Source organism: Actinoplanes sp. NPDC051411 (genome assembly GCF_040682075.1).
Taxonomy (GTDB): Bacteria; Actinomycetota; Actinomycetes; order Mycobacteriales; family Micromonosporaceae; genus Actinoplanes.
The window spans coordinates 15,311-39,407 of the sequence record NZ_JBFBAD010000055.1; the positions used below are offsets into that span (position 1 = coordinate 15,311).

27 protein-coding genes are annotated in these 24,097 nt (G+C 71.2%); 16 read left to right on the plus strand and 11 right to left on the minus strand.

Annotated elements, in window-relative coordinates:
* Nucleotides 1-9 precede the first annotated feature (9 nt).
* The 3 genes from leuD to AB0M88_RS27925 all read left to right on the plus strand — a co-directional run bounded on the left by leuD (nt 10) and on the right by AB0M88_RS27925 (nt 2,188).
* The gene (gene leuD / locus AB0M88_RS27915) at nt 10-597 is read left to right on the plus strand and encodes a 3-isopropylmalate dehydratase small subunit (RefSeq protein ID WP_364107260.1); all 588 of its coding nucleotides are present in this window, start codon (nt 10-12) and stop codon (nt 595-597) included.
* A 232-nt stretch (nt 598-829) separates the two neighbouring features.
* Nucleotides 830-1,639, plus strand: a complete 810-nt coding sequence (locus tag AB0M88_RS27920; protein ID WP_364107262.1) for an HU family DNA-binding protein — start codon at nt 830-832, stop codon at nt 1,637-1,639.
* A gap of 108 nt (nt 1,640-1,747) precedes the next feature.
* Nucleotides 1,748-2,188 carry a hypothetical protein gene (locus AB0M88_RS27925; RefSeq protein ID WP_364107264.1) on the plus strand — a complete coding sequence of 147 codons (441 nt, stop codon included), beginning with the start codon at nt 1,748-1,750 and terminating at the stop codon, nt 2,186-2,188.
* Here AB0M88_RS27925 and AB0M88_RS27930 read toward each other — a convergent pair.
* Genes AB0M88_RS27930 through cofC form a run of 4 tightly spaced genes read right to left on the minus strand, consistent with a single transcriptional unit; the run spans nt 2,145 to nt 6,333 of the window.
* Nucleotides 2,145-3,029 (minus strand): NUDIX hydrolase, encoded by an 885-nt coding sequence (locus AB0M88_RS27930; protein WP_364107266.1) that lies wholly within the window; start codon nt 3,027-3,029, stop codon nt 2,145-2,147. The two genes, AB0M88_RS27925 and AB0M88_RS27930, sit on opposite strands and share 44 nt — an antisense overlap.
* Nucleotides 3,029-5,413: an RNA degradosome polyphosphate kinase gene (locus tag AB0M88_RS27935; protein WP_364107268.1), complete on the minus strand. Its 2,385-nt coding sequence runs from the start codon at nt 5,411-5,413 to the stop codon at nt 3,029-3,031. Before AB0M88_RS27935 ends, AB0M88_RS27930 begins: the two co-directional genes overlap by 1 nt.
* A 55-nt stretch (nt 5,414-5,468) precedes the next feature.
* Nucleotides 5,469-5,666 carry a cold-shock protein gene (locus AB0M88_RS27940; RefSeq protein ID WP_364107270.1) on the minus strand — a complete coding sequence of 66 codons (198 nt, stop codon included), beginning with the start codon at nt 5,664-5,666 and terminating at the stop codon, nt 5,469-5,471.
* A 19-nt stretch (nt 5,667-5,685) separates the two neighbouring features.
* Nucleotides 5,686-6,333, minus strand: coding sequence for a 2-phospho-L-lactate guanylyltransferase (gene cofC, locus AB0M88_RS27945; protein ID WP_364107272.1), 648 nt, complete (start codon nt 6,331-6,333; stop codon nt 5,686-5,688).
* A 126-nt stretch (nt 6,334-6,459) separates the two neighbouring features.
* Here cofC and AB0M88_RS27950 point away from each other — a divergent pair, with 126 nt between their 5' ends.
* From AB0M88_RS27950 to AB0M88_RS27965, 4 genes are read left to right on the plus strand one after another with little or no spacing between them, the layout of a single operon-like run.
* Nucleotides 6,460-7,179: a lysophospholipid acyltransferase family protein gene (locus AB0M88_RS27950; RefSeq protein ID WP_364107274.1), complete on the plus strand. Its 720-nt coding sequence runs from the start codon at nt 6,460-6,462 to the stop codon at nt 7,177-7,179.
* On the plus strand, nt 7,176-8,168 hold the full coding sequence (locus AB0M88_RS27955; RefSeq protein ID WP_364107276.1) for an NAD(P)H-dependent glycerol-3-phosphate dehydrogenase: 993 nt from the start codon (nt 7,176-7,178) through the stop codon (nt 8,166-8,168). Before AB0M88_RS27950 ends, AB0M88_RS27955 begins: the two co-directional genes overlap by 4 nt.
* Nucleotides 8,165-9,259, plus strand: a complete 1,095-nt coding sequence (locus AB0M88_RS27960) for a cystathionine gamma-lyase (protein WP_364107278.1) — start codon at nt 8,165-8,167, stop codon at nt 9,257-9,259. Before AB0M88_RS27955 ends, AB0M88_RS27960 begins: the two co-directional genes overlap by 4 nt.
* Complete coding sequence (locus AB0M88_RS27965) at nt 9,256-9,612, plus strand: hypothetical protein (RefSeq protein ID WP_364107280.1); 357 nt, start codon at nt 9,256-9,258, stop codon at nt 9,610-9,612. The genes AB0M88_RS27960 and AB0M88_RS27965 overlap by 4 nt, the downstream gene beginning before the upstream one ends.
* A 1,119-nt stretch (nt 9,613-10,731) precedes the next feature.
* Here AB0M88_RS27965 and AB0M88_RS27970 read toward each other — a convergent pair.
* Both AB0M88_RS27970 and AB0M88_RS27975 read right to left on the minus strand, forming a co-directional pair.
* Nucleotides 10,732-11,742, minus strand: a complete 1,011-nt coding sequence (locus AB0M88_RS27970; protein ID WP_364107282.1) for a hypothetical protein — start codon at nt 11,740-11,742, stop codon at nt 10,732-10,734.
* Complete coding sequence (locus AB0M88_RS27975; protein WP_364107284.1) at nt 11,742-12,050, minus strand: PadR family transcriptional regulator; 309 nt, start codon at nt 12,048-12,050, stop codon at nt 11,742-11,744. Before AB0M88_RS27975 ends, AB0M88_RS27970 begins: the two co-directional genes overlap by 1 nt.
* 97 nt (nt 12,051-12,147) lie before the next feature.
* Here AB0M88_RS27975 and AB0M88_RS27980 point away from each other — a divergent pair, with 97 nt between their 5' ends.
* The 3 genes from AB0M88_RS27980 to AB0M88_RS27990 are packed head-to-tail and all read left to right on the plus strand — an operon-like array spanning nt 12,148 to nt 14,049.
* Nucleotides 12,148-12,504 (plus strand): GntR family transcriptional regulator, encoded by a 357-nt coding sequence (locus AB0M88_RS27980; RefSeq protein ID WP_364107286.1) that lies wholly within the window; start codon nt 12,148-12,150, stop codon nt 12,502-12,504.
* Nucleotides 12,501-13,382: an ABC transporter ATP-binding protein gene (locus tag AB0M88_RS27985; RefSeq protein WP_364107288.1), complete on the plus strand. Its 882-nt coding sequence runs from the start codon at nt 12,501-12,503 to the stop codon at nt 13,380-13,382. Before AB0M88_RS27980 ends, AB0M88_RS27985 begins: the two co-directional genes overlap by 4 nt.
* Nucleotides 13,369-14,049 (plus strand): hypothetical protein, encoded by a 681-nt coding sequence (locus AB0M88_RS27990; RefSeq protein WP_364107290.1) that lies wholly within the window; start codon nt 13,369-13,371, stop codon nt 14,047-14,049. The genes AB0M88_RS27985 and AB0M88_RS27990 overlap by 14 nt, the downstream gene beginning before the upstream one ends.
* Nucleotides 14,050-14,114: 65 nt before the next feature.
* Here the strand turns inward: AB0M88_RS27990 and AB0M88_RS27995 are convergent, their stop codons facing one another.
* Both AB0M88_RS27995 and AB0M88_RS28000 read right to left on the minus strand, forming a co-directional pair.
* Nucleotides 14,115-14,756 carry a DUF4232 domain-containing protein gene (locus tag AB0M88_RS27995; RefSeq protein ID WP_364107292.1) on the minus strand — a complete coding sequence of 214 codons (642 nt, stop codon included), beginning with the start codon at nt 14,754-14,756 and terminating at the stop codon, nt 14,115-14,117.
* A 91-nt stretch (nt 14,757-14,847) separates the two neighbouring features.
* Nucleotides 14,848-15,342 (minus strand): hypothetical protein, encoded by a 495-nt coding sequence (locus AB0M88_RS28000; protein WP_364107293.1) that lies wholly within the window; start codon nt 15,340-15,342, stop codon nt 14,848-14,850.
* A gap of 109 nt (nt 15,343-15,451) precedes the next feature.
* Here AB0M88_RS28000 and AB0M88_RS28005 point away from each other — a divergent pair, with 109 nt between their 5' ends.
* Nucleotides 15,452-16,546: a D-alanine--D-alanine ligase family protein gene (locus tag AB0M88_RS28005; protein ID WP_364107295.1), complete on the plus strand. Its 1,095-nt coding sequence runs from the start codon at nt 15,452-15,454 to the stop codon at nt 16,544-16,546.
* Here AB0M88_RS28005 and AB0M88_RS28010 read toward each other — a convergent pair.
* On the minus strand, nt 16,543-17,178 hold the full coding sequence (locus tag AB0M88_RS28010; RefSeq protein ID WP_364107297.1) for a DUF3515 family protein: 636 nt from the start codon (nt 17,176-17,178) through the stop codon (nt 16,543-16,545). The two genes, AB0M88_RS28005 and AB0M88_RS28010, sit on opposite strands and share 4 nt — an antisense overlap.
* A gap of 2 nt (nt 17,179-17,180) precedes the next feature.
* Nucleotides 17,181-17,414 carry an Lrp/AsnC ligand binding domain-containing protein gene (locus tag AB0M88_RS28015; protein WP_364107299.1) on the minus strand — a complete coding sequence of 78 codons (234 nt, stop codon included), beginning with the start codon at nt 17,412-17,414 and terminating at the stop codon, nt 17,181-17,183.
* A gap of 94 nt (nt 17,415-17,508) precedes the next feature.
* Here AB0M88_RS28015 and AB0M88_RS28020 point away from each other — a divergent pair, with 94 nt between their 5' ends.
* A complete protein-coding gene (locus AB0M88_RS28020) occupies nt 17,509-18,447 on the plus strand; it encodes a thiamine-phosphate kinase (RefSeq protein WP_364107301.1) in 939 nt (312 codons plus the stop codon).
* A gap of 15 nt (nt 18,448-18,462) precedes the next feature.
* Nucleotides 18,463-18,924, plus strand: coding sequence for a GNAT family N-acetyltransferase (locus AB0M88_RS28025; RefSeq protein ID WP_364107303.1), 462 nt, complete (start codon nt 18,463-18,465; stop codon nt 18,922-18,924).
* Between the two features lie 123 nt (nt 18,925-19,047).
* Here the strand turns inward: AB0M88_RS28025 and rpmB are convergent, their stop codons facing one another.
* Nucleotides 19,048-19,239, minus strand: coding sequence for a 50S ribosomal protein L28 (rpmB, locus tag AB0M88_RS28030; protein ID WP_364107305.1), 192 nt, complete (start codon nt 19,237-19,239; stop codon nt 19,048-19,050).
* A 186-nt stretch (nt 19,240-19,425) separates the two neighbouring features.
* Here rpmB and AB0M88_RS28035 point away from each other — a divergent pair, with 186 nt between their 5' ends.
* Genes AB0M88_RS28035 through AB0M88_RS28045 form a run of 3 tightly spaced genes read left to right on the plus strand, consistent with a single transcriptional unit; the run spans nt 19,426 to nt 24,061 of the window.
* Nucleotides 19,426-21,537 (plus strand): DAK2 domain-containing protein, encoded by a 2,112-nt coding sequence (locus AB0M88_RS28035; protein WP_364107307.1) that lies wholly within the window; start codon nt 19,426-19,428, stop codon nt 21,535-21,537.
* Complete coding sequence (gene recG, locus AB0M88_RS28040; protein ID WP_364107309.1) at nt 21,534-23,720, plus strand: ATP-dependent DNA helicase RecG; 2,187 nt, start codon at nt 21,534-21,536, stop codon at nt 23,718-23,720. Before AB0M88_RS28035 ends, recG begins: the two co-directional genes overlap by 4 nt.
* Entirely contained in the window at nt 23,717-24,061 is a 345-nt protein-coding gene (locus AB0M88_RS28045) for a DUF952 domain-containing protein (protein WP_364107311.1), read from the plus strand. The genes recG and AB0M88_RS28045 overlap by 4 nt, the downstream gene beginning before the upstream one ends.
* Nucleotides 24,062-24,097: the final 36 nt, after the last annotated feature.

The following is a 24,097-nucleotide window of genomic DNA, read 5'->3' on the forward strand; positions in this document are numbered from 1 at the left end:
CGAGGAACCATGGACAAATTCGTCACCCACAGCGGCAAGGTGATGCCGCTGCGCCGTTCCGATGTGGATACCGATCAGATCATTCCGGCCGTCTACCTGAAGCGGGTCACCCGTACGGGATTCGAGGACGGTCTCTTCAGCGCCTGGCGCGACGACTCCTCTTTCGTGCTCAACAATGCCGCCCACGCCGGGGCGACGATCCTGGTCGCCGGCCCCAACTTCGGCACCGGATCCTCGCGCCAGCACGCCGTATGGGCCCTGCGGGACTGGGGATTCAAGGTCGTCATCGCGTCCCGGTTCGGGGATATCTTCCGGGGCAACGCCCTCAAGGAGGGGCTGCTGCCGGTCCAGCTCGATCAGAAGGCCATCGAAGCCCTGTGGGATCTGGGCGAGAGCGAGCCCGATAAGGAGATCACGGTCGACCTGGGCGAGCGTCAGGTGCGCGTGGACGACGCGGTCTGGCATTTCCCGATCGACGATTTCAGCCGCTGGCGCCTGATGGAGGGTCTCGACGACATCGGACTGACACTCAGGCATGAGGCGGACATCACCGCGTACGAAAAAAAGCGGCCGGAGTTCAAGCCGGCCGTCATCTGACCCGGAAACCGGGTTCTACCAAGCCTTTTCGCCCCCGTCGGGTTCCCCGATGGGGGCGATTTCCTTGTGACACAAGGGATTTTTTTGGCCGAATGTTTGTGTCTGCTGGTCAGAGGGCATACGGTGCGCGCAGAATGGCTCGCATTGGGCCAATGATGCTTGTTACCGACATGGGGACCACAGAACGACCCAGTCGGGACCGGCATCAGTTCTCACGTTCGGGAGGAAAACCGTGAACAAGGCCGAGCTCATCGAGGCGCTCGCCGCCCGACTCGGAGACCGGAAGACCGCGACGGCGGCTCTTGAAGCCGTCATCAGTGAGGTCGAGAACGCTGTCACCAAGGGCGACAAGGTGGCCATCACCGGCTTCGGCTCCTTCGAGAAGCGGGTGCGCAACGCGCGTACGGCGCGCAATCCGCGCACTGGCGAGGCGGTCAAGGTAAAGAAAACATCGGTGCCGGCCTTCCGCCCGGGAACTGCTTTCCGGGAGATGGTCGCGAGCGGAAAGGTCGCCAAGGCCGCCCCGGCCAAGAAGACGGCCACCGCCACCAAGGCCACCGCGGCCAAGACGACCGCGGCGACCAAGGCTGCACCGGCCAAGGCGACGGCCACCAAGGCGGCCGCCACCAAGACGACCGCGGCGAAGAAGACCACGGCGACCAAGGCGGCTCCGGCCAAGACCGCGGCGGCGAAGTCGACGGCGGCGAAGTCGACCGCGGCCAAGAAGACGACCGCCACCAAGGCGGCTCCGGCCAAGACCGCGGCGGCGACGAAGTCGGCAGCCGCCAAGAAGACGACGACCGCGGCGAAGAAGACCACGGCGACGAAGGCAGCCCCGGCAAAGACGACGGCGGCGAAGAAGACGACTGCGGCCAAGACGACCGCGGCCAAGAAGACCACGGCTACCAAGGCCGCTCCGGCCAAGACGGCCGCGGCCAAGAAGACGACCGCCCGCAAGACGACGACGGCCGCCGCCGCGACGCCGGCCCGGGCACGTGCCACCAGCACGACGCGCAGCACCGGGACCCGTAAGACCCGCTGACGTCGCCGCAGGCCGACGACAGGCGTCCACCGGCATCGGTGGACGCCTTTCGTGTGTTCCGGCCGGAAACAGGCGCTGCGGCGCCCGCGCGGACCCTAGTTTCCGGGCATGGACCGCAGATCGATGCCGCGTGGCCTGGTTGCCCGGGCCCTTCTCGCCGTGTTGCTGTTCGCCGTGGCCGTGGTGCCGGCGTGGACACTCGGCGACCTGGCCGGGGACCGGACCGGCTGGGGCCTGCTCGACTGGCTGGTCACGTGCGCCGGAAACGCCGTCGCCGTACGCCTTCTGGCCCCCCTCGGCTCCTACCGCCCGCGGGACGCCTGGCTCGGCCTGGTCCCGATCTACGGCTGGTACGTCACCTGCGTGCTCTGCTGGCGGGTGGCCCTGCTGCCCTACCGGGACTGGGAGCCGCGCGACGACGAGCTGTGGCAGGCCCGCTGGCTGACCGGCGACCTGCTCGGCTACTGGCGGGCCGACCCGGTCGCGGCCGCCGGGCGGCGACCGGTCAGATCCGGGACAGGCCCAGCAGGCGGTCGCCGGCCCAGGTGAGCACCCAGCCGCCACCCTTGGGCGTCTTGTAGGGGGCATGGTCGTCCTCGTCGTGCAGGGCGGCCAGCAGGAACGGGATCACCTTGCCCTGGCTGCAGATCACCGCGGTCGGGCCGGGAACGAGTTCGAGCAGCCGCTGCCGGGCGACCTTGGCCTTGGCCGGGGCGTCGTCGGGGTCGGCCGGTTCGGCGAACGCGCGGTCGAGCACGATCGGCTCGTCGCCGAGCGCGGCGGCCAGCGGTTCGAGGGTCTGCTTGCAGCGCAGCGGGGTGGCGGCAAAGAGACGCTTCGGCGCGAACAGCGAATAGAGCTCGGCGATCAGAACGGCCTCGGCCCGTCCGCGCTCGTCGATCGGCCGCAGCGAGTCGTTGCCGCTCCACTTCTTGCGGTCACCGGCGTGTGCGTGCCGCACCAGTCCGACGACCGCGGTCACGGCGGGCATCCGGGCGAGGGCCTCGACCAACGGGAGCTCATCGGCGTACGTCAATCGCGTGATCGCCTCGGCGATCGGCAGCCAGACCGCGCCGTCGATTTCCCGGGTGTCCTGTGGATCGAGCCGTGCGTCGCCGGCGGCTTCCATGAGCCAGAAGTCGACGGTCTTGGGGCGGCCGTCCGGCAGCATGTAACCGACTTGCGGGAACAACAGTTGGGGCCGGCCGGTCACGCCGGTCTCCTCGGTCACCTCCCGCACCGCGGCGGCCAGCGGGTGCTCGCCCTTTTCCAGCCGGCCCTTGGGCAGGCTCCAGTCGTCGTAGCGCGGGCGGTGCACGAGGCACACCTCGACCGTGGCACCGGCCCGGCGGTAGAGCAGACCGCCGGCGGCGCGGACGGCATCGGCCATCAGGACGTCCGGCCGATCGTGCGGCGCAACAACGCCTCCTGCAGGTGGGTGTGCGGGCTGGTCGGGTTGCCCGGGCGCCGGTGCCAGTTGCCGTCGCCGCTGAGGTCCCAGCCCTCGGTGTCCTCGTCCATCGACAGTTCGAGCACCTGGCGCAGGTCGTCGCGGGCCGACGGCATCGTGACCCGGACCAGCGCCTCGACCCGGCGGTCGAGGTTGCGGTGCATCAGGTCGGCCGAGCCGATCCAGTATTCGGCGTCGTCGCCGGCGCCGAACCGGAAGACCCGCGAGTGCTCCAGGAAACGGCCGACGATCGAGCGCACCCGGATGTTGTCCGACAGGCCCGGCACCCCCGGGCGCAGCGCGCACATGCCCCGGATGACCAGGTCGACCTTGACGCCGTCGTGCGACGCCCGGTAGAGCGCGTCGATCGACTCCTCGTCGACCAGCGAGTTGACCTTGAACTGGACCAGGCCCTCGCCGCCCTCGCGGGCGATGCGCGCCTGCTCCTCGATGCGGTCGATCAGGCCCGAGCGGACGCCGTGCGGCGCCACCAGCAGCCGGCGGAACGACCGCTGGCGGCTGTAGCCGGTCAGCACGTTGAACAGGTCGGTGACGTCGGCGCCCACCTCGGGGTCGGCGGTCAGCATGCCGAAGTCCTCGTAGAGCCGGGCCGTCTTGGGGTGGTAGTTGCCGGTGCCGATGTGGCAGTAGCGCCGGATCTGGTTGCCCTCCTGGCGCACCACCAGGGCGGTCTTGCAGTGGGTCTTGAGGCCGACGAGGCCGTAGACGACGTGGCAGCCGGCCCGCTCCAGGGTGCGCGCCCAGGCGATGTTGGCCACCTCGTCGAACCGGGCCTTCACCTCGACCAGCACGACCACCTGCTTGCCGGCGGCGGCCGCGTCGACCAGGGCGTCGACTATCGGCGAGTCGCCCGAGGTGCGGTAAAGAGTCTGCTTGATCGCCAGGACCTGCGGGTCGGCCGCCGCCTGCTCGATGAAGCGCTGCACGCTGGTCGAGAACGAGTGGTAGGGGTGGTGGACCAGGATGTCGCTCTCCCGCAGCCGGTTGAAGACGCTGCGGGGAACCTCGCCGTCGGCCAGCTGCGGGTGGGTGGCCGGTACGAACGGGCGGTCCTTGAGGTCGTCGCGGTCGCACTCGCTGAACACCTGCCAGAGCGCCGACAGGTCGAGCAGGCCGGGCACCCGCAGGACGTCCTCGCTGTCCATGTCGAGCTCGCGGACCAGCAGGTCGAGCACGTGGTCGCTGATCGAGGCGGCGACCTCGAGGCGTACCGGCGGCCCGAACCGCCGCTGGGCCAGCTCGCGTTCCAGAGCCTGCAGGAGGTCTTCGTCGCGGTCCTCGTCGACCTCGAGCTCGGCGTTGCGGGTCACCCGGAACAGGTGCCACTCGAGGATCTGCATGCCGGAGAAGAGCTGGTCGAGGTGGACCGCGATGAGCTCCTCGACCGGCAGGAAGCGGACGCCGCGGGAGTCGTTCTGCACGGTCACGAACCGCGGCACGTTGTTCGGAACCTTTATGCGGGCGAACAACTCGGTGCCGCCGCCGTCGGGGTCGCGCAACGCCACCGCCAGGTTGAGCGAACGGCTCGAGATGTAGGGGAACGGGTGGGCCGGGTCGACCGCGAGCGGGGTCAGCACCGGGAAGACCTGCTCCCGGAAGTACGTCCGTAGGCGCTCGCGCTCGGGCGCGTCGAGCTCGCCCCAGCTGACCAGCTCGATGCCCTCGGCCGACAGCTTCGGCCGGACCTCGTCGGTGAAGCAGGCGGCGTGGCGGGTGACCAGGTCAGCCGCCCGCTCGGAGATCATCTCGAGTTGGCCGCGCAGCGACACCCGGTCGCCGCCGCGCATCGGCAGGCCGGCGCTCAGCCGGCGCTTCAGCCCGGCGACCCGCACCATGTAGAACTCGTCGAGGTTGCTGGCGAAGATGGCCAGGAACTTGGCCCGCTCGAGCAGCGGGGTCTCCGGATCTTCGGCCAGGGCGAGCACCCGGGCGTTGAAGTCGAGCCAGGAGAGCTCACGGTTGAGGAAGCGGTCCTCGGGCAGCTCTTCCTCGGTCATGACATGCTCCCTGATCTCATCAAAGGCGGGCCTCGCCTGGGCGGGTACGAGGTCGACCGGCACAGTTTCAACCGGCTCGGCGGTCACAGGGGCTGCTTCGATGGTTTTGCTCTCAGCGCCGGGACCGTCGGCGCTGAGGGGTTCGGAGCTGAGGGGTTCGGAGCCGAGGGGTTCGGAGCTGAGGGGTTCGGAGCTGAGGGGTTCGGAGCTGAGGGGTTCGGCGCTATGGGTTTCGCCGCTCCGGGGGAGGAAGCGGCCGTTGGGGCCACGCCGACGGGTTTCGGGGGTCCGGGGCGAGGTCTGCATCAGACCATCATTGCTGCTCGGAGCCGAACGGGAAACGAACCGGTCGGTGATCAACTCAGCGGATTCCCGGGATTCCCACCCTGTGGACCTCGGCGCCCGGCCCGGATTCGATCGACAGGCGCTGACCGAGGCGGAGCTGCCGCAACCCCGAACGGTCGAACGCCTCGGCGCCGAACGGCAGCTCGCTGCCGTCGTCGAGCAGCAGCGTGCCGCTGCGGGTATCGGGGTCGAAAGTCGAGACAGTGCCCTGCATGCCCCCGACGCTACCGCCGTCAAGCCGCCGGCACGCAGTCCGGCGTGAGTCCGAGATCACGTAGCAGCTCACAGGTGTGCCGCCCGGCCCCCATCGCGACCACGGCCGCCAGGTCGGCCGGGGTGTCGACGTCCTGCCGCAGGCCCGGCCAGTCGCCGGTCAGCGGGCGGGCCCCGGACCGCTCGTGCGCGCCGGCCGAGCCGATGCCGAAGCGGGGGTCGAGCTCCTGCCCGGGCGGGACGGCCAGCAGGACGGTGCCGGTGCCGGCCGCGTCGGCGACGAAGCTGCGTCTCTCGGCCGCGAAAACAAGGGCGTCGTCGAGCTGCGAAGGGCGCAGCGCGGGCAGGTCCCCGGCCAGCACCACCCGGTGGCGGGACAGGCCGGCCACCTCGTCGGCGCCGTACCGCATCGCCCCGTTGAGATCGGCCCCCGGCCGGTCCGGCACGACCCGCGCGCCCAGGCCGGCCATCGCCTCCCGCACCACCGGGTCGTCGGTCACCACGATCAGCTCGCCGACCGCGTCGCCACCGAGCACGGCGGTCGCGGTGTCGCGGACCATGGCCAGGGCGAGGTCGGCGTGCCGATGGGCGGGAACGGCCCCGCGGAGCCTGCTCTTCGCCGCGGTGAGCCGCTTGACGGGGATCACCGCCGTCCAGTCGAGTGCCACCTCGCCAGTGTGCCAGCGGATACGCCGGCGACCCCTGCCTGGTCCCACGCGCCGCGAACAGGCATGATTTCGTCCCAGGTGCGGATACCGCGGCGAGGACACGCCGCAATGAGGGGCGGAGGGGTCGTGGCGCAGCGCGGACTCGGGTTCTGGCAGCGTTTCGCGGCCGTGGTGGTGTTGCCCGTGTTGCGGGTCTGGACCAAGCCGACCTGGACCGAACAGGAGCACCTGCCGGCCACCGGCGGTGTGATCATCGTCCCCAATCACGCCTCGCACTTCGACCCGCTGGTCGTCGCCCACTACATCTACGACGCCGGCCGCTGGCCACGCTTCCTGACCAAGGCGAGCCTGTGGAACGTGCCGGTCGTCGGCCCGTTCCTCACCAAGGTCAAGCAGATCCCGGTCGAACGGGGCAGTGTGGAGGCGGTGAAGTCGCTCGACGTGCTGATCGACGCCGTCCGGCAGGGCGGCGCCGTGGTGATCTACCCGGAGGGCACCACGACCAAGGAGCCCAACCTGTGGCCGATGCGCGGCAAGACCGGCGCGGCGCGGCTCGCCCTGATCACCGGCGCGCCGGTCATCCCGGTCGCCAACTGGGGGGCCTACCGGATCTTCGACGCCCGCACCCGCAAGCTGAAGCTCGGCCTGCGGGTGCCGGTCAGCGTCACCGCCGGCCCGCCGGTCGATCTGAGCCGCTGGGCCGGCGCCCCGCCGACCAGGGCGGTGCTCGACGAGATGACCGAGGCGATCATGCTGGACATCCGTGGCCTGGTCGCGGGCCTGCGCGGCGAGGAGCCGCCGCCCCTCTACGAGCGTCCGGCCAAGTCGAAGGAGGCCGGCGCGTGAAGGCGGCCGTGATCGGCTCCGGCGCCTGGGGCACCGCGTTCGCCAAGGTGCTCGGCGAGGCCGGCGCCGACGTCACGATGTGGGCCCGCCGCGCCGCGGTCGCCGACGAGATCGCCGAGCGGCGCACCAACGAGGGCTCGCTGCCCGGCGTGCGGCTGCCCGAGCAGGTCACCGGCACCGGCAACCTGGCCGCGGCGACCGCCGGCGCCGACCTGGTGGCGATCGCCGTGCCGTCCCAGACGCTGCGCGGCAACCTGGCCGAATGGGCGGGCTCGTTCGGGCCCGACGCCACGATCATCTCGCTGATGAAGGGCATCGAACTCGGCACGACCAAGCGGATGAGCGAGGTCATCGTCGAGACGGCCGGCGTCGAGGCCGACCGGGTGGTGGTCGTCTCCGGGCCCAACCTGGCCCCCGAGATCGCCCAGCGCCAGCCCACCGCCACCGTGGTCGCCTGCCACGACGAGGGCCGGGCCAAACTGGTGCAGCACGCCCTCGCCCTGCCCTACTTCCGGCCCTACACCAGCGACGACGTCATCGGCTGCGAACTCGGCGGCGCGGTCAAGAACGTGATCGCCCTGGCGTACGGGATGGCCGCCGCGATGGGCATGGGCGACAACACCCGGGCCTCGCTGATCACCCGCGGGCTGGCCGAGACGGCCCGGCTCGGGGTGGCCCTCGGCGCCGACCCGCTGACCTTCGCCGGCCTGGCCGGACTCGGCGACCTGGTCGCCTCCTGCTCGTCGCCGATGGCCCGCAACCGCACGTTCGGCGAACACCTGGGCCGGGGCGAAAGCCTGGAGCAGGCGCAGACGGCGACCCGGCAGACCGCCGAAGGCGTCAAAAGCTGCCTGTCGATCCGCGACCTGGCCCGGGCGCACAGCGTCGAGATGCCGATCGTCGAACAGGTCGAGCGGGTCTGCCACGAGGGCCTCGACCCGCAGATCGCGGTCAAACTGCTGATGGGTCGGGAGATGAAACCGGAATGAACGACGGCACCAAGGTTGTGCACGCGGGACTCCCCGAGCCGGCGGCCGGCGAGCCGTTCCTGCCCGGGCCGGTCTTCGCCGCGCCCTACCACCTCGACCCGGTCGACGGCGCGGTCGGCAACGGCTACGCCCGCACCGAGCACCCGACCCGGCGCGCCCTGCAGGACGCGATCGGCGAACTTGAGGACGGCCGCACGCTGGTCTTCTCCAGCGGCCAGGCGGCGATCACGGCGCTGCTGCTCTCGGTGCTGCGCACCGGCGACACGGTCGCGCTGCCGTCCGACGGATATTTCACGGTCCGGGCCTTCGCCCAGACCACCCTCCGCGGCCTCGGCGTCGAGACGATCGAGGTGCCGACCGCCGGGCCATACCCCGACTTCACGGGCGTACGCCTGGTGCTGCTCGAATCCCCGGCCAACCCGGGCCTCGACGTGTGCGACATCCGCGCCGTGGCGGCGGCCGCCCACCAGGCCGGCGCGCTGGTCGCGGTCGACAACACCACCGCCACCCCGCTCGGGCAGAACCCGCTCGCGCTCGGCGCCGACCTGGTCGTAGCGTCCGGCACCAAGGCACTGACCGGCCACTCCGACCTGCTGCTGGGCTACGTGTCCACCAACGACGACGGCCTCTACGACCAGGTCGAGACGTGGCGCAAACAGACCGGCGCGGTGCCCGGCGCGTTCGACTGCTGGCTGGCCCACCGCTCGATCGCCACCCTCGACCTGCGCCTGCGCCGGCAGAGCGAAAACGCGGCCGCGCTGGCCACGATGCTGAGCGGGCGGTCCGATGTGTCCGGCGTACGCTGGCCCGGCCTCCTCACCGACCCGGCCTTCAAGGTGGCGAGCGAGCAGATGCGGCGCATCCCCGGCGTGGTGTCGTTCGACCTCGGCGACGAGGCCCGGGTGGCCCGCTTCCTGGCCGCCGCCGAACTCGTCTTCGCGGCAACCTCCTTCGGCGGCGTGCACACGACGGCCGACCGGCGCGCCCAGTGGGGCGACGACACGTCGCCCGGTTTCGTAAGGTTGTCCTGCGGCATCGAGGACACCGACGACTTGGTGGCCGACCTCACGGCCGCCCTCGACCAGGCATGAGCTGGGCGAGCTTCACCGGCGACGAGGTCGCCGCCCTGACCCAGGGCGAAAGCTTCTTCGTCGCCCCGGCCGAGCGGGCCTGTCCGGCTTGCGGGCAATCCCGCCTCCGGGCGTACGTCACGAGCCCGCCCACCGCCCGCCGGCCCACCCTGGTCAGTTATGCCTGGTGCGGGGCCTGCCAGAAGTTCGTCGGCACCCGCTCGAAACACCCGGAGGGCCTGGTCTTCTCCGACCCGCTCGCCCTGCTCACCGACCCCGAACGCCGCGAACTGGAACGCAGCCTGACCGGCTTCCTGGCCCACCTCGACCACCTCTGGGACGAGGGCGTCCTGCCCCAGACCTTCGCCGCCTGACGCGTCCGGGGCGCCATCGGCATCACGACGTGGCGATCGCCGACCAGGCCGGCCGGCACCCGAACACCGCACCGGCCGTGCCCACCACGCCAATCAGCCCCGCCGGGCTGCCGCGGGCCATCTGGTTGATCCGCCACACGCCGCCGACCCGCGACCCCGCCCGGCCACATCGATCTGCCGCACACCGCCAGGCCGCGAAACTCGCCTTGGCGACGCGGTCATGTTGGCCCGAGATATCGGCGCCGATGCCACCATTTCTAAGTCCTCGTCGCAGTCAACAGCTCCGCTCGGGGACGCGCCTCTTACGACCAACGCCGAGCTGCCGCAGACCCGCACAGACGCCGCTCCACACCGACTCGGTGGCAAGCTCCTCGGCCGACTTCACCGTTGCCACGGTCAAACCCGCGCCCTGGCTTGATACATCGGATGTCCAGGCTCGGCGCGCTTGTCCGCAGGTGATCAGCCCGGCGCCACGCGAGTCCCGCCGATCCCGCGAACCGGGCCAGCGGGGTCCTGGTTACCCGGGCTTGGCCAGGCGACGTGCTGGGGTGGCTCGGGCTCAGGGGGCGGGGTGCTGATCCACAGATTCAGCCGGGCGGGGTGCTGATCGCGGGCTCGGACGACGCCCAGTGTCGGCTCCGGGCGCCGGGCCAGGCGACACGTTGATCGCGCAGCCCAGCCCGGGAAATGCTTACGGCGCAAGCCCCGCGGAGCGGGGCACCGGTCGTGCGATCTAAGCCGGAGGGGCGCGGTCGTGCGGTCTGGGTCGAGCAGGGCATGGGTCGTGCGGGCTGGGTCAGGCGGGATGCTGGTCGCGCGGGTTGGGCCAGGCGATGGTGCTAGCCGCGGGTTGGGCGGGGTTCAAAGGCTATGCGAGCCTGCGGGTGGCCGCCGGGCGGCGCATTTGTCGCGTGGGCCCGTGCCAGCCAGGGTGTTGGGCCGCGTGGGCTGGGCCGTGAGCGGCACTGGCGCATGGGCTGGGCCAGCCAGAGTGTTGGCGGCGTGAGCTGGGCCAGGCCCGGCACTGGTCGTGCGGGCGTGGCCAGGCGTGGTTCCGGTCACCCGTGGCTGGACCAGGTGGGTGACCAGCGCGGGCGAGGTCAGGCGCACCCGGGTGGGTCAGGCGCCGGCCGGGTGGGTCAGCGCGGCGAGGGCGGTGGACGGTCTCCGGGCGGTTGTGGGGCGGCGGGTGGAGACGGCGGCGGCGCCCAGGGCGGTCGCGGCCAAGCCGCCGAGGACGAAGACCAGCACGTAAGGGTCGATGATTTCGATGCGGCTCTCGGCGACCCGGTTGGCCGGGAGCGCGTGTGGGGTGAGCGCCGGGATCAGCGCGTCGGGGCCGTAGCGGGCGAGCAGGACCACCGCGCAGAAGATCAGGGCCAGCGTGACCGCCCCGCTGAGCAGGGCGGCCAGCAGGGCTCGGCGCGCGGTGCCGAGGTTCATCGAGAGGGCGGCGAACGCGGCCGTGGCGGTCAGGGCGAGCGCCGACCCGGTTGATGCCGGGATCGGTGGCACGGCCGTGACCGCGAGCAGCCAGGTCAGGGCGGCGACGGTGCCGCAGCCGACGGCGGTCAGGCGCAGCCGGGTCGTGGCGGCCGCCGATCGGGCGCAGACCAGGACCAGCCCGAGGGCGTAGGCCGCGACGATCACGCCGGCGACCAGCAGGCCGATGCCGGACTCGGCCTCGGAGCCGGTGGCCGGGCGCGCGTGGAGCAGGCAGAGCGCCGCTATCGCGCCGGCCAGCAGGTAGCCCCCGCCGCGGAGCAGCCCCGCGGTCGCGCCGTCGCCGACCGGGCCGAGCATCGCCGTGCGCCGGGCCTGCCAGCACACCACGGCGAGCACTGACACCATGGCGTCGAGCGGCCAGGCCAGTGGGCGGTAGTCGATGGTCGCGGCCCAGGCGAACACCGTGCCCAGGGCGCCGAGGACGACGGCCAGGTGCAGGGTGGCCCGCAGCAGGTGGAACTGGGTGACCGCGACGCGCAGGCAGCCGCCGGCGAAGCGCCACCGCTCGCCTCGGGCGTCGAGCGCGGCCATCTCGGCCCGCATCGCGCGGCCCCATTGTTCGCGGCCGCGGGGCAGGAAGTTTGTCACGGCGTCGAGCAGCCGGCCGGGCAGGTCGGTGGTCATCAGGCCTCCCGAAGCCGGGGACGGACCGGGGCGGCCAGCGGCTCTTCGGCCACCTCGGCGGCCCAGCGCACGCCCGTGCCGGTCAGGCGGTAGAGGTGGCGGGGCGGACGGCCCTGGACCGGTGTCTCTTCCCAGGTCGCCTCCAGCAGGCCGCGGTCGCAGAGCCGGATGAGGATGGGGTAGAGCGAGCCGGCCGCCAGCCCGACCTGGCGACCCAGCTCATAGCCGTATCGCCAGGTGGCAGGCTCGTCGGCCAGTGCGTTGAGCACGGCCAGGGTCTGCGCCGAGGGGCGTCTCGCTCGAACCATGAGCGGAACTCTATCTATATAGAAAATCGAGGGCAAGGGCTGGCAGGTGCTACGGTTCATTACATGAGTAACGAACCGCAGAACTAGGGAGGCTTCGGTGTTCGACGACCGCGGCCCGATCTATCTGCAGATCGCCGAGGCGATCCGGAACGACGTCCTGAGCGGGGCTCTCAAGGAGGACGAACAGGTCATGTCCACCAATCAGTACGCGGCCTTCTACAATATCAACCCGGCCACCGCGGCCAAGGGCTTCGCGGAGCTGGTCGACGAGGGCGTCCTCTACAAGAAGCGCGGCATCGGCATGTTCGTCAGCCCGGACGCCCGCGAGAGGCTGCGCGCCGGCCGCCGGGAACGGTTCTTCAGCGAGGTGGTCGACCCGATGCTGGCCGAGGCGGGCCGCATCGGGGTGCCGGTCGAGGAGATCCTGAAGCACATCTCGGGAGGCGCGCGATGATCGAGCTCCGCGGCCTCACCGTGCGCTACGGCGACACCGTCGCGGTCGACGACGTCAGCCTCGACCTGCCCACCGGCGCGATCTACGGCCTGCTCGGGCGCAACGGATCGGGCAAGACGAGCCTGCTCAGCGCCCTCGCCTCGCACCGCAGGCCGACCCGCGGCGACGTCGTGGTGGACGGCGTGGAGGCGTTCGAGAACCCGGCCGTCATGCGGGCCACCTGCTTCGTCGGTGACGCCGTCGACGTGCTCGGCCAGGAGCGCGTGTGCCAGGCGCTCGCGCTGGCGAAATGGCTGCGCCCGACCTGGGACGATGATTACGCGTCCAAGCTGCTCGAAATCTTCGCGATCGACCGGCGCAAGCGGGTGCAGAGCCTCTCCCGGGGCCAGAAGTCGGCCCTCGGGGCGGTCGTCGGGCTGGCCTCCCGGACCCCGTTGACCATCCTCGACGAGGTCTACCTGGGCATGGACGCGGTCGCCCGCACGACGTTCTATCGCGAACTGCTCGCCGACTACCTCGCGCATCCGCGCACGATCATCCTGTCGACCCACCTGATCGACGAGGTGGCTGACCTGTTCGAGCGGGTGATCGTCATCGATCGCGGCCGGATCCTGCTGCACGAGGAGGCCGACGGCCTGCGCGGCCGCGGCGCGACCGTGACCGGGCCGGCCGCCGCCGTCGAGGCGTTCACGGCCGGCCGCACCGTGCTCGCCTCGCAGAGCCTGGGCGGGACGCGGGCCGACACCGTCTACGGGCGACTCGAAGCGTCCGAGGTGGCCCGGGCCGAGGCGGCCGGCCTCAGCATCGGGCCGGTCGGCCTGCAGGAGCTCTTCATCCACCTGACGTCGGCCGCGGAGGTGCCCGATGAACGTCGCTGAGGTGCTGTTCCGGCTCTATCGGCCGGTCGTTCTCTGGTTCGGCCTGGCACTGGTGCTGATCGAAGCGGTCGCCGTCGTCGTGCCGCTGATTCTGGGCCAGGCCACGGGCAGCATCTGGCTTCTCGTCGCCGGATCAGCCACCCGCTATTGGCTTCTCGTCATCGGCATTCTGCTGGTCAGCACCCATTTGCGGCGCTTCGTGGCGGGCGGGGCGACCCGGCGCGAATTCTTCTTCGCCGTGCTCCTGCTCGGGGCCGGCATCTCGGTCGCGGTGGCGATTCTGATTCCACTCGGCCACGGTCTGGAGAACGCGATTCTCGCCCCGGCCGGCCACCGCACCTCCGGCTATCCGGCCTTCTCCGGCCGGTCGGCTCTGCGGGAATCCGGCCAGGCGCTCGCCGTTTCGCTGTGCTTCTTCGTCTCGGGCACGCTGTTCGGCATGGCCTACCACCGCTATTCGCCGTGGATCGGGACCGCGCTGATCCTTCCCTGCGCGGTGCCTCTGGTGGCCAGTCAGATCCTGCTCGGCTATGACATCGCGGCGGTCGAGGACGGGGTGCTGCCCTATCTGCCGGCGTTCCTTCTCACTCTGGTCGCGGCTGCGGCGGGAACGGTCGCCTTGCGGGCGACGACGCGGGACATCGCTTTACGGCGTACGGGAAACTGAGCTTGAGACAGACGGCCCGGCGGGGAATCCGCCGGGCCTTTTCCGGTACGCCGTGAGGCGTGCCGTCAAACCTCGCGTTGACCCGGTCCGCCGGCGATCGGAAGAACCTGGCCGAGATTGACGCCCTTGACCGCGCACTCCTTGCCCGGGGCGCTCACGAAGATGGAGGCGGTCTCGTCGGGCGGATAGATCCGGTAGCCGCGCACATCGGTCGGCTTGCATTTGTCGGCCGGGTAATTGAGCGCCGCGTGGGTGACGAGAACGGCGTGGGCCTGGCCGCCGGCCGACAGCGTGATGGTCTTCTCGGTGCCGGACGAGCGCTGGAACGGGTCGTTGACCTGGGTGCCGTTGTCGCCGGTGACCCAGGAGACGCCGGGATATCCATAGAGCGTGCACGAGTGACCGGACCTGTTCGTGAACACCAGATTGGTGTGATAGGTGCCGGCCGCCGCGCCGCCCGTGCCCATTTTCAAAGAGAGGTCGCCGGTGTGGCAGCGCCCGGTGCCGCCGCCCTGCCCCGAACTGCTGTCGCTCGGCGAAACGGAAGGCGCAACGGAAGGCGAAACGGAAGGGGAGGAGCCGGACGACGATGAGGCGGACGGCGTGGTGGTGCCCGGTGTCGGCGACGCGGTCGTGTCGTTCCCGGCCGAGCAGCCGGCCAGCAGGAGGGCGGGTACGGCGAGAGCGGGAAGAAGTCGCTTCATCATTCTCTGGTACCTCCGAATTGGACTCGGCCGGCGCTTCATGTCTCCTTGGTAGTCGCCGGCGGCACCCCGCTACCTCAGCAATTAGTGCCACTCACGCCGGCGCCCGCTGCGCGGCGAAATCGTTGAGCCAGTCCCGGGTCACCGGCATCTCGGCGTTGCCGGTCACGCGCCGCAGCGCGTCGCTCGGCGGCACACCCAGCAGCACCAGCGTCATGCTCGCCAGCAGCGTCGAGCGTCCTATCCCACCGAAGCACTGCGTCGCCACGAACCGCCCCGCCCGCACGTTGGCCGCCAGCCGCCCGGACAACCCGATCACGCGGGCCGCCTCCTCGCGCGGCGGCGTCCCCTCGGCGGCCGGGAAGGGCAGGAACTCCAGGCCCAGCCGATTCGCCTCGGCGACCGTGCCGGTGAAGCCCAGCCGCTGCTGCTCGGCCGTGGTCAGAGCCGACACCAGCAGGTTGACGCCGGCCTCGGCCAGGTGGGTCAGGTGCTCGGCCGGCCACGCGTCCGTACGTGGGTGGGCGAGGGTCGCGAGCCGTCCCTGCCCAGGTAGAGGCCCTGCGATCACGTGGAGTGTCGGTGTCATTGACTCCCTGTTCCCCTTTGCCGTGGCGGCGGCCGTGCCATCGGTGCATATGGCCCACGCAGAGTAGGGTCACCCCCGGCATGCCCGCTAGCGAGAGGCCCAAGGAAAAGTGACGTCCCCTCGGAAGACCCGCGTTGCGATCGTGTTCGGTGGACGGAGTACCGAACACGCCATCTCGTGCGTGAGCGCCGGGAGCATTCTTTCCGCGCTCGATCCCGATCAGTATGAGGTGGTCCCGGTCGGCATCACGCGGGAGGGACGGTGGGTTCTCGCCGGTGGCGATCCGGCCCAGTTCGCGATCGCCGGGCGTCAGCTGCCGGAGGTGACCGCGGCCAGCGGAAACACGGTCGTGCTGGCGGCCGACCCGACCGCCACCGACCTGATCGTGCGCGACCCGGCCGAGGGTGTCTCCTCGCTCGCCGGGGTCGACGTGGTCTTCCCGGTGCTGCACGGGGCGTTCGGTGAGGACGGCACGATCCAGGGCATGCTCGAGATGGCCGGCATTCCGTACGTCGGGGCCAACGTCTTCGCCTCGGCCGCCGCCATGGACAAGGAATTCACCAAGAAGCTGGCCGCGGCCGACGGCATCCCGGTCGGCCCCTACGCGGTTCTCCGGGCCGGCGTCTCGCTGTCGGAGGCCGACAAGGAACGGCTCGGGCTGCCGGTCTTCGTGAAGCCGTCGCGGGCCGGCTCGTCCCACGGCATCACCAAGGTGACCGACTGGGCCGACCTCGACGACGCGATCGCCACCGCGCGTCAGGTCGACCCCAAGGTGCTCATCGAGGCCGCGATCGTCGGCCGCGAGATCGAGTGCGGCGTGCTCGAGGCCGAGGCCGGCGGCGCGCCCGAGGCGTCCCTGCTCGCCGAGGTCGGCGTCGAAGACCACGAGTGGTACGACTTCGAGGCCAAATACCTGGGCGACGGCCACAACGAGATCCCGGCCGACCTGCCCGAAGAGGTAACGCGCAAGGTCCAGGAGTACGCGCGGCGCACCTTCACCGCGCTCGACTGCGCCGGCCTGGCCCGGGTCGACTTCTTCGTGACCGCCGACCACCAGATCTACCTCAACGAGATCAACACGATGCCGGGCATGACGCCGCGCTCGGCCTTCCCGCAGATGTGGGCCGCCACCGGGCTCGAATATCCCAAGGTCGTCGACCGCCTGATCCGCACCGCGTTGCACCGCGGCACGGGCCTGCACTAAGCGCAGCCGGTCGGCACCGCGGTCGCCTTCGACTTGATCGTCTCGACGACGGTGTCGGAGAACTCGTTGGCCCACTGCGCCGGCTGGTCATAGCTGGCCGGCACGCCGACCTGCACGGCGACCTCACGGTCCATCGTGGTAAAAAGCTTGGTCGCCGGGCCGTCATCGCCGTACCAGCAGACGCCGTTCATCACCAGCAGATCGGCGTCGAGCGGCACACAGCCCTTCTGGCCGGGCGTGATCGTCTCGCACATCGGCGGCTGGGTGACACCGCACTGCACGGTGATCGCCGGATCGCCGTACGCCCCGTTCTGCTCCGGGCCCGCGCTGACCTTGCGGGCCGGCAGGTTGCGCACCTGGTTGGGCAGCTGCGAGGTCAACGCCAGGCAGGCCTGGGCGTCGTGGGCCGACAGCTTGGGCGCGGCCAGTTGCACCGGCGTGGACGGCACCCGCTGGATGGCCGACGACGTCGGGCTGGGCGTCGCCGCCGGCTGATCCTTGGGCGTGAGCCTGGAGAAAATCAAGACCCCGGCGATCAGCGCGATCGGCAAGGCGATCGCGGCCGCCACGAACGCGGCGCTCCGGGTGGACTTGTCGGGCGCCTTCACCGGCGGGGTCTCGAGGTCGACCATGCTCAGAGGTTTACCACGGAGCAGGTGAGCGTCCGCATGATGCCCGGGACGTACTGGACTTTGCTCACAATGAGGCTGCCCAGGTCGTCGACCGTGTGCGATTCGGCGAGCACGACCACGTCATAGGGGCCCGTCACCGCGTCGACGCGTACGACACCCGGTATTTTGCCGATCGCGGCGGCCACGTCATGAGCCCTTCCGACCTCAGTTTGGATGAGGATGTATGCCTGGACCACGATCCGACTCCAATCCGCCGCCGCTGACTAGAACGTGAAACTACCGTACGGATCGGTCCGGCAGCGGGACGCCACCAGGAACGAAAGGCCCCACGTGAGCATTGCCGAGACCGGGGAGTTCGGGCTCATCGCCCGGATCGTCGCACGGCTCGACACCGGACCGGCCACGTTACTCGGGCCGGGGGACGACGGCGCGGTCGTCGCGGCCCCCGACGGGCGGGTCGTGGCATCGACCGACGTCCTGGTCGAGGGCCGTCACTTCCGCCGCGACTGGTCGGGCGCCACCGACATCGGGCACCGGGCCGCCGCGGCCAATCTGGCCGACATCGCGGCGATGGGCGCCAAACCGACCGCGTTGCTGGTCGCCCTCTGCGTGCCACCCGATCTCGACCCGGCGTGGGCCGAGGAACTGGCCGACGGCCTGTCGGCCGAGGCCTCCTCGGTCCAGGCGAGCGTGGTCGGCGGCGACATGTCGGCGAGCCCCACCCTCACCGTCTCGGTCACGGCCCTGGGCGACCTGCAAAATCAAAACCCGGTCGTACGCGGGGGAGCCCAGCCGGGAGACGTGATCGCCCTGGCCGGCCGGGTCGGGTACGCCGCGGCCGGATACACGGTGCTGTCCCGCGGTTTCCGCACCCCGAAACTGCTCGTCGAGGCCTACCGGCGACCGGCCGTGCCGTACGCCCAGGGCCCGATCGCGGCCCGGCACGGCGCCACCTCGATGATCGACGTCTCGGACGGCCTCCTCCAGGACCTGGGCCACATCGCGACCGCCAGCGTCGTCGGCATCGACCTGCACACCGACGCGTTCGAGGTGCCCGGGCCGATGCGGGACGCGGCCGCGGCACTCGGCGTCGACCCGTACGTCTGGCTCCTCGCCGGAGGCGATGACCACGCGCTCGCCGCGACGTTCCCGCCCGGCGTGCCCCTGCCGGACGGCTGGCAACCGATCGGCGCGGTGCACGAGGGCACCGGGGTGACCGTCGACCGCAAGCCGTGGACGGGTGGGACAGGCTGGGACCACTTCCGCTGATTTAGGGTTGTGCCCGTGCCAGACATCAAGATCAGGTCGGCCCGGTACGACGAGCCGGCCGTCATCGCCCTACTGGTGCACGTGATGGCCGAGCTGTCCGGCCGCTACGGCGGCTCAGGCGACGACACCCCCGTGGACCCGGCCGACTTCGTGCCACCGAACGGCGCCTTCTTCGTCGCTTCCGAAGGCCCCGGCGGGCTCATCGCGTGCGCGGGATGGCGCCGCCACGGCGACGACGCGGAGCTGAAGAGAATGTTCACCGCATCCGAGGCCCGGGGCCGGGGCCTGGGCCGCCGCATGCTGGCCACGATCGAGGAATCGGCGCGGGAGGCCGGCTGCAAGCGGGTGATCCTGGAAACCGGCGACCGCCAGCCGGAGGCCGTCGGGTTGTACGAGTCAGCCGGCTACACCCGCATCGATGACTTCGGCTACTACGCTGGCCAGGAGGGCGTGCTCTCGTTCGCGAAAGTCCTCTGACCGGTGGACGCCGGGCGAGTTTCGTCATAGCTGAGGCGGCGATGATCAGTGCGTCCTCACGCCGGAAACACATCCAGCCCTTCGGCCCGGTGGGGCCAGAAGGGCTGGAGGGACGAAACTCGATCAGGCGCGGACGACCTTGCCGGCCTTGATGCACGAGGTGCAGACCTGGAGCTTCTTGGTGTTGCCACCACCGGCCGGGGTGCGCACCGACTGGATGTTGGGGTTCCAGCGGCGGTTGGTCCGCCGGTGCGAGTGGGACACGTTGTGGCCGAAGCCCGGTCCCTTGCCACAGACGTCGCACACGCTAGCCACGGAATACTCCTGGGGTAATCGACTGAGCTTTCGCTGAAAGCCCGAGCTTGCCAAAATTCGGAGGCACCCGGCGGTGACCGCACAGGCAACCCGGCAAGGTTACCCGATGCCCCGCCGTGACAGCTAATCGGCCCGGCTCAGGTGCGGTCCCGGGCGATTGTCAGGGGTGGTTAGTACGATTTTCGCGTGCTGGAGACCATGGACGCCGCGGCCGTCCACCGCTGGTGCGGTGGCGGGCTGGAGGCGCTCCGTGCCCACCAGCACGAAATCGACGAGCTGAACGTCTATCCCGTCCCCGATGGCGACACCGGCACCAACCTGGTTCTCACCCTGGCCGCCGCCCAGGACGCCCTCAACCGCTTCCTGGCCGAGCACCCGGAGGCGCCGGCCGATCCGCCTCCCGCTGACCCCTTCGACGACGAGGCCCCGCCCGGCGAGGGTGATGATCGTGAAGCACCCGACGGCGAGCTGGACGACGGCGAGGCCAGGCGCGGCAAGGGCCGGGGTCGTGGGGCATGGGCCGCCGAGGAGGGTGCCGGCGAGACGCGGCGTGGCGAGGGTCTAGGTCGTCGGGCAAGGGCTGGCGAGGAGGGTGACGGCGGGGCGCTGGTCGGAGAGGTGCTCGACCCGGCTGAGGCGCCCACGACCACGCTGGGCCGGACGATGCGCCGGATGGCCCGGGGCGCGCTGCTCGGGGCCCGGGGCAACTCGGGCGTGATCGTTTCGCAGATTCTGCGAGGCATGGCCGACGCCTTGGCGACTTCAGTCGCGGTCCGTGGAGGTGAGCTGGCCCGGGCATTGCGCACGGCTTCCGAGGCCGCCTACGGCGCGGTGGCCCGTCCGGTGGAGGGCACTGTTCTCTCCGTGGTGGCCGCGGCCGCCGACGGCGCCGGCCGCATCAAGTCCGACGACCTCCTGGCCGTGGCCCGGGCGGCGGCCGGCTCGGCCCGCGAGGCTCTGGCCCGCACCCCGCAGCAACTCCCCGCGCTGGCCCGCGCCGGCGTGGTCGACGCCGGCGGCCGAGGCCTCTGCATCCTCCTCGACGCCCTGGTTGAAGCCTTGGGCTCCCGCGCCGAGACCGACAACTCCCCATCCGGTGCTGCCGCGGTTGACGGCTCGGCCGCCTCGGCGCCCGGTGCTGGCGCGTTTGGCGGTTCGGCTGCCTCGATGACCGGTGGTTCTGCGACCGACCGCTCCGGTGTCTCGGTGGCCGGTGCCGCTGCGACCGACCGCCTCGGTGCCTCGGCGACGGCTGGTGCTGCGACAGGGGCCGGTGCCGCGATGACCAATCACCCCGCTTCCTCGGCGCTCGGTGCCGCCGCCGTCGCGGGCTCGGCCGCCTCGGTGGGCAGCGCCGAGACGGCGACCTCGGGCGGCGAGGGGGAGTTCGGCTATGAGGTGCAATATCTGCTCGACGCCGCCGACGAGGCCGTCGACCGGTTGCGTCCGGCCCTCGACGCGATGGGCGACTCCCTGGTCGTCGTCGGCACCGGTGACGGCGATCCTCCGACCTGGAATGTGCACGTCCACGTTCCGGCCGACCGCATCGGGGCCGCCGTCGAGGCCGGCATCGTGGCCGGGCGGCCTTACCAGATCAAGGTGACCCCCCTCGACGAGCTTGTCGCCGAGCCGGCGACTCGGGAGGGCGACCCGCGCGGCGCCGTCGTCGTTGCCGCCGGGGAGGGGCTGACCGCTCTGTTCGAGGCGGAGGGGGCGATTGTCGTGGGGCGTAACCCGTCGATCGCCGAGATGCTGGCCGCGATCACCGCCGCCGACGCCCGGTCGGTTGTGCTGCTGCCCAATGACGCCAATACCCACGCCGTCGCCACCGCCGCCGCCCGGGAGGCCGAGCGGGCCGGGCTGCGGGTGAGTGTCGTGCCGACCCGGAGCCCGGTGCAGGCCCTGGCCGCTCTGGCCGTGCGTGACAGCGGCCGGGCCTTCGCCGACGACGTTATCGCCATGGCCGAGGCGGCCGGTGCCTGCCGTTACGGCGAGGTCTGCACCGCTCAGCGCGCGGCTTTCACGGTCGCCGGGCCGTGCCGGGAGGGTGATCTGCTGGGTCTGGTCGACGGCGAGGTGCACGTGATCGGCACCGATCTGGAGGACGTCAGTCGCCGGCTGCTCGACCGGATGCTCGGCGGCGGCGGCGAGCTGGCCACTCTGGTGCTGGGGGCGGACGCTCCGGACCGGCTCGACGGGCTGCTCCGCGGGCACGTCACGCAGACCTGGCCGTTCGTCGAGTTGCAGAGCTATGCGGGCGGACAGCCCCGCTACCACCTTCTGGTAGGAGTGGAATGACGACCGTCGACACCCCCTTGAAGACGGTTCTCGGCGACAAGACCGCCAAGGCCCTGGCGACCCACCTCGACCTGCACACCGCCGGCGATCTGATCTACCACTTCCCCCGGCGGTACGACGAGCGCGGCGAGCACACCGACATGCACCAGCTGCAGATCGGCGAGCAGGTCACGTTGCTGGCCCAGGTGCAGTCGGTGAGTGTCAAGCCGATGCGGGCGCGGCGGGGCAACATGCTCGAGATCACCATCGGGGACGGCTCCGGCGCGACGCTGACGTGCACGTTCTTCAACCAGGCGTGGCGGGAGCGGGAGCTGCGGCGGGGCCGGTGGGGCCTGTTCGCCGGGAAGGTGACCGACTTTCGGGGGAAGCGGCAGCTCAACGGCCCGGCCTATCAACTGCTCGACGCCGACGCCACGCAGGACGAGGCGGAGCAGGAGATCGAGGAGTTCGCCGGCGCGATCATCCCGGTCTATCCGGCCGCTCAGGCCGTGCCGACGTGGGTGATCGCCAAGTGTGTGCGCACGCTTCTCGACACCTTCCAGCCGCCTGACGATCCGCTGCCGGCGGCTGTCCGGGCCAACCGCAACCTGGTCGGCATCGGCACGGCGCTGCGCGAGATCCACCGGCCGAGCTCGCAGGAAGCGCTGTACTCCGCGAAATACCGTCTCAAGTGGGACGAGGCGTTCGCCGTACAGCTCACGCTCGTACAGCGAAGGGCGCGGGCATCGGCCGCGCCCGGCACCGCCCGGCCGCGTAGCGAGGCCGGGATCCTGGTGAAGTTCGACGCGAGCCTGCCCTATGAGCTGACGGAGGGGCAGCGGCTGGTCGGTGAGGAGATCGCCGAGGACCTGGCCGAGCCGCATCCGATGCACCGCCTGCTGCAGGGCGAGGTCGGCTCGGGCAAGACGCTGGTCTCGGTGCGGGCGATGCTGCAGGTGGTCGACGCCGGCGGCCAGGCCGCGCTGCTCGCTCCGACCGAGGTGCTGGCCACGCAGCATCTCCGCAGCATCAGCGCCCAGTTGGGCGCGCTCGGCCGGGCCGGTGAGATCGACGGCGACCCCTCGGGCACGCAGCTCGCCCTGGTCACCGGGTCACTCGGTGCGGCGGCCCGGCGGGCCGCGTTGGCCAAGGTCGCCGACGGGACCGCCGGCATCGTCGTGGGCACGCACGCTTTGCTGTACGAGGGTGTCGACTTCAAGGATCTCGGGCTGGTGGTCGTCGACGAGCAGCACCGGTTCGGCGTCGAGCAGCGGGATGCCTTGCGCGCCAAGGCGGCCCGTCCGCCGCACGTGCTGGTGATGACCGCGACCCCGATCCCGCGGACGGTCGCCATGACCGTCTACGGCGACCTCGAAACGTCGACGCTTTCGCAGCTGCCGCGCGGCCGTTCGCCCATTGCCTCGCATGTCGTGCCGCCGGAGAGGCCGGCGTTCCTGGACCGGGCCTGGCGCCGGTTGCGCGAGGAGGTTCAGGCCGGCCATCAGGCGTACGTCGTGTGCCCGCGCATCGGCGACGGCACCGCGGGCGACGACGACGAGGAACCCCCGTCGGACAACGAGCCGGCCCGGCGCCCGCCGCTGGCCGTCACCGAGGTCGCCCCGCTGCTGGCCGAGGGCCCTCTGCACGGCCTGCGCATCGCCATCCTGCACGGCAGGATGCCGGCCGACGAGAAGGACGCGGTGATGCGCGGTTTCGCCGCCGGCGACCTCGACGTGCTGGTCGCGACCACGGTGATCGAGGTCGGGGTCGACGTGCCCAACGCCACTGTCATGGTCATCATGGATGCCGACCGTTTCGGCGTCTCCCAGCTGCACCAGTTGCGGGGCCGGGTCGGCCGGGGCAGCGCGGCCGGCATCTGCCTGCTGGTCACCGAGTCGGTGGAGGGCACCGCCGCCCGGGAGCGGCTGGACGCCGTGGCCGGGACGACCGACGGCTTCAAGCTTTCCGAGATCGACCTGGAGCAGCGTCGCGAGGGTGACGTGCTGGGGGCGTCCCAGTCCGGCCGCCACTCCCATTTGCGGTTGCTGTCGATGCTGCGCGACGCCAAGCTGATCACCGACGCGCGAGCCGAGGCGTCCGCCCTGGTCGGCGACGACCCCGATCTGCGGAAACACCCCGCCCTGGCCGCTTCCGTTGCCGCGCTGGTCGACGAGGAGCGCGCCGAATACCTGGAGAAGGGTTGATCCTGCACATCTGCCCACGGGACGTCTGGGCGGCCGCGGTGGCGGCCGGCGGCACGTACGAGGGCGACACGCTCGCCTCGCAGGGCTACATCCACATGTCGACCGAGGAGCAGGTCCACATGCCGGCGACGCTCCTCTTCCGCGGCCGCACCGACCTGGTGCTGCTGGAGGTCGACGAGTCGCGCCTGCCGGTGCCGATCACCTGGGAGCAGGGTGACCCGCCGGCGCCGGACGGCCGACTGTTTCCGCACCTCTACAGTGCACTGCCGGTCGACGCGGTCGTAGCCACCTACGACTACCCGCCGGACGCCGACGGGTCGTTCTCGCCGCCCCGCTTCTAGCGGCGGAGGACGAGAAAGGGCGCGCCGGCCGAGGCC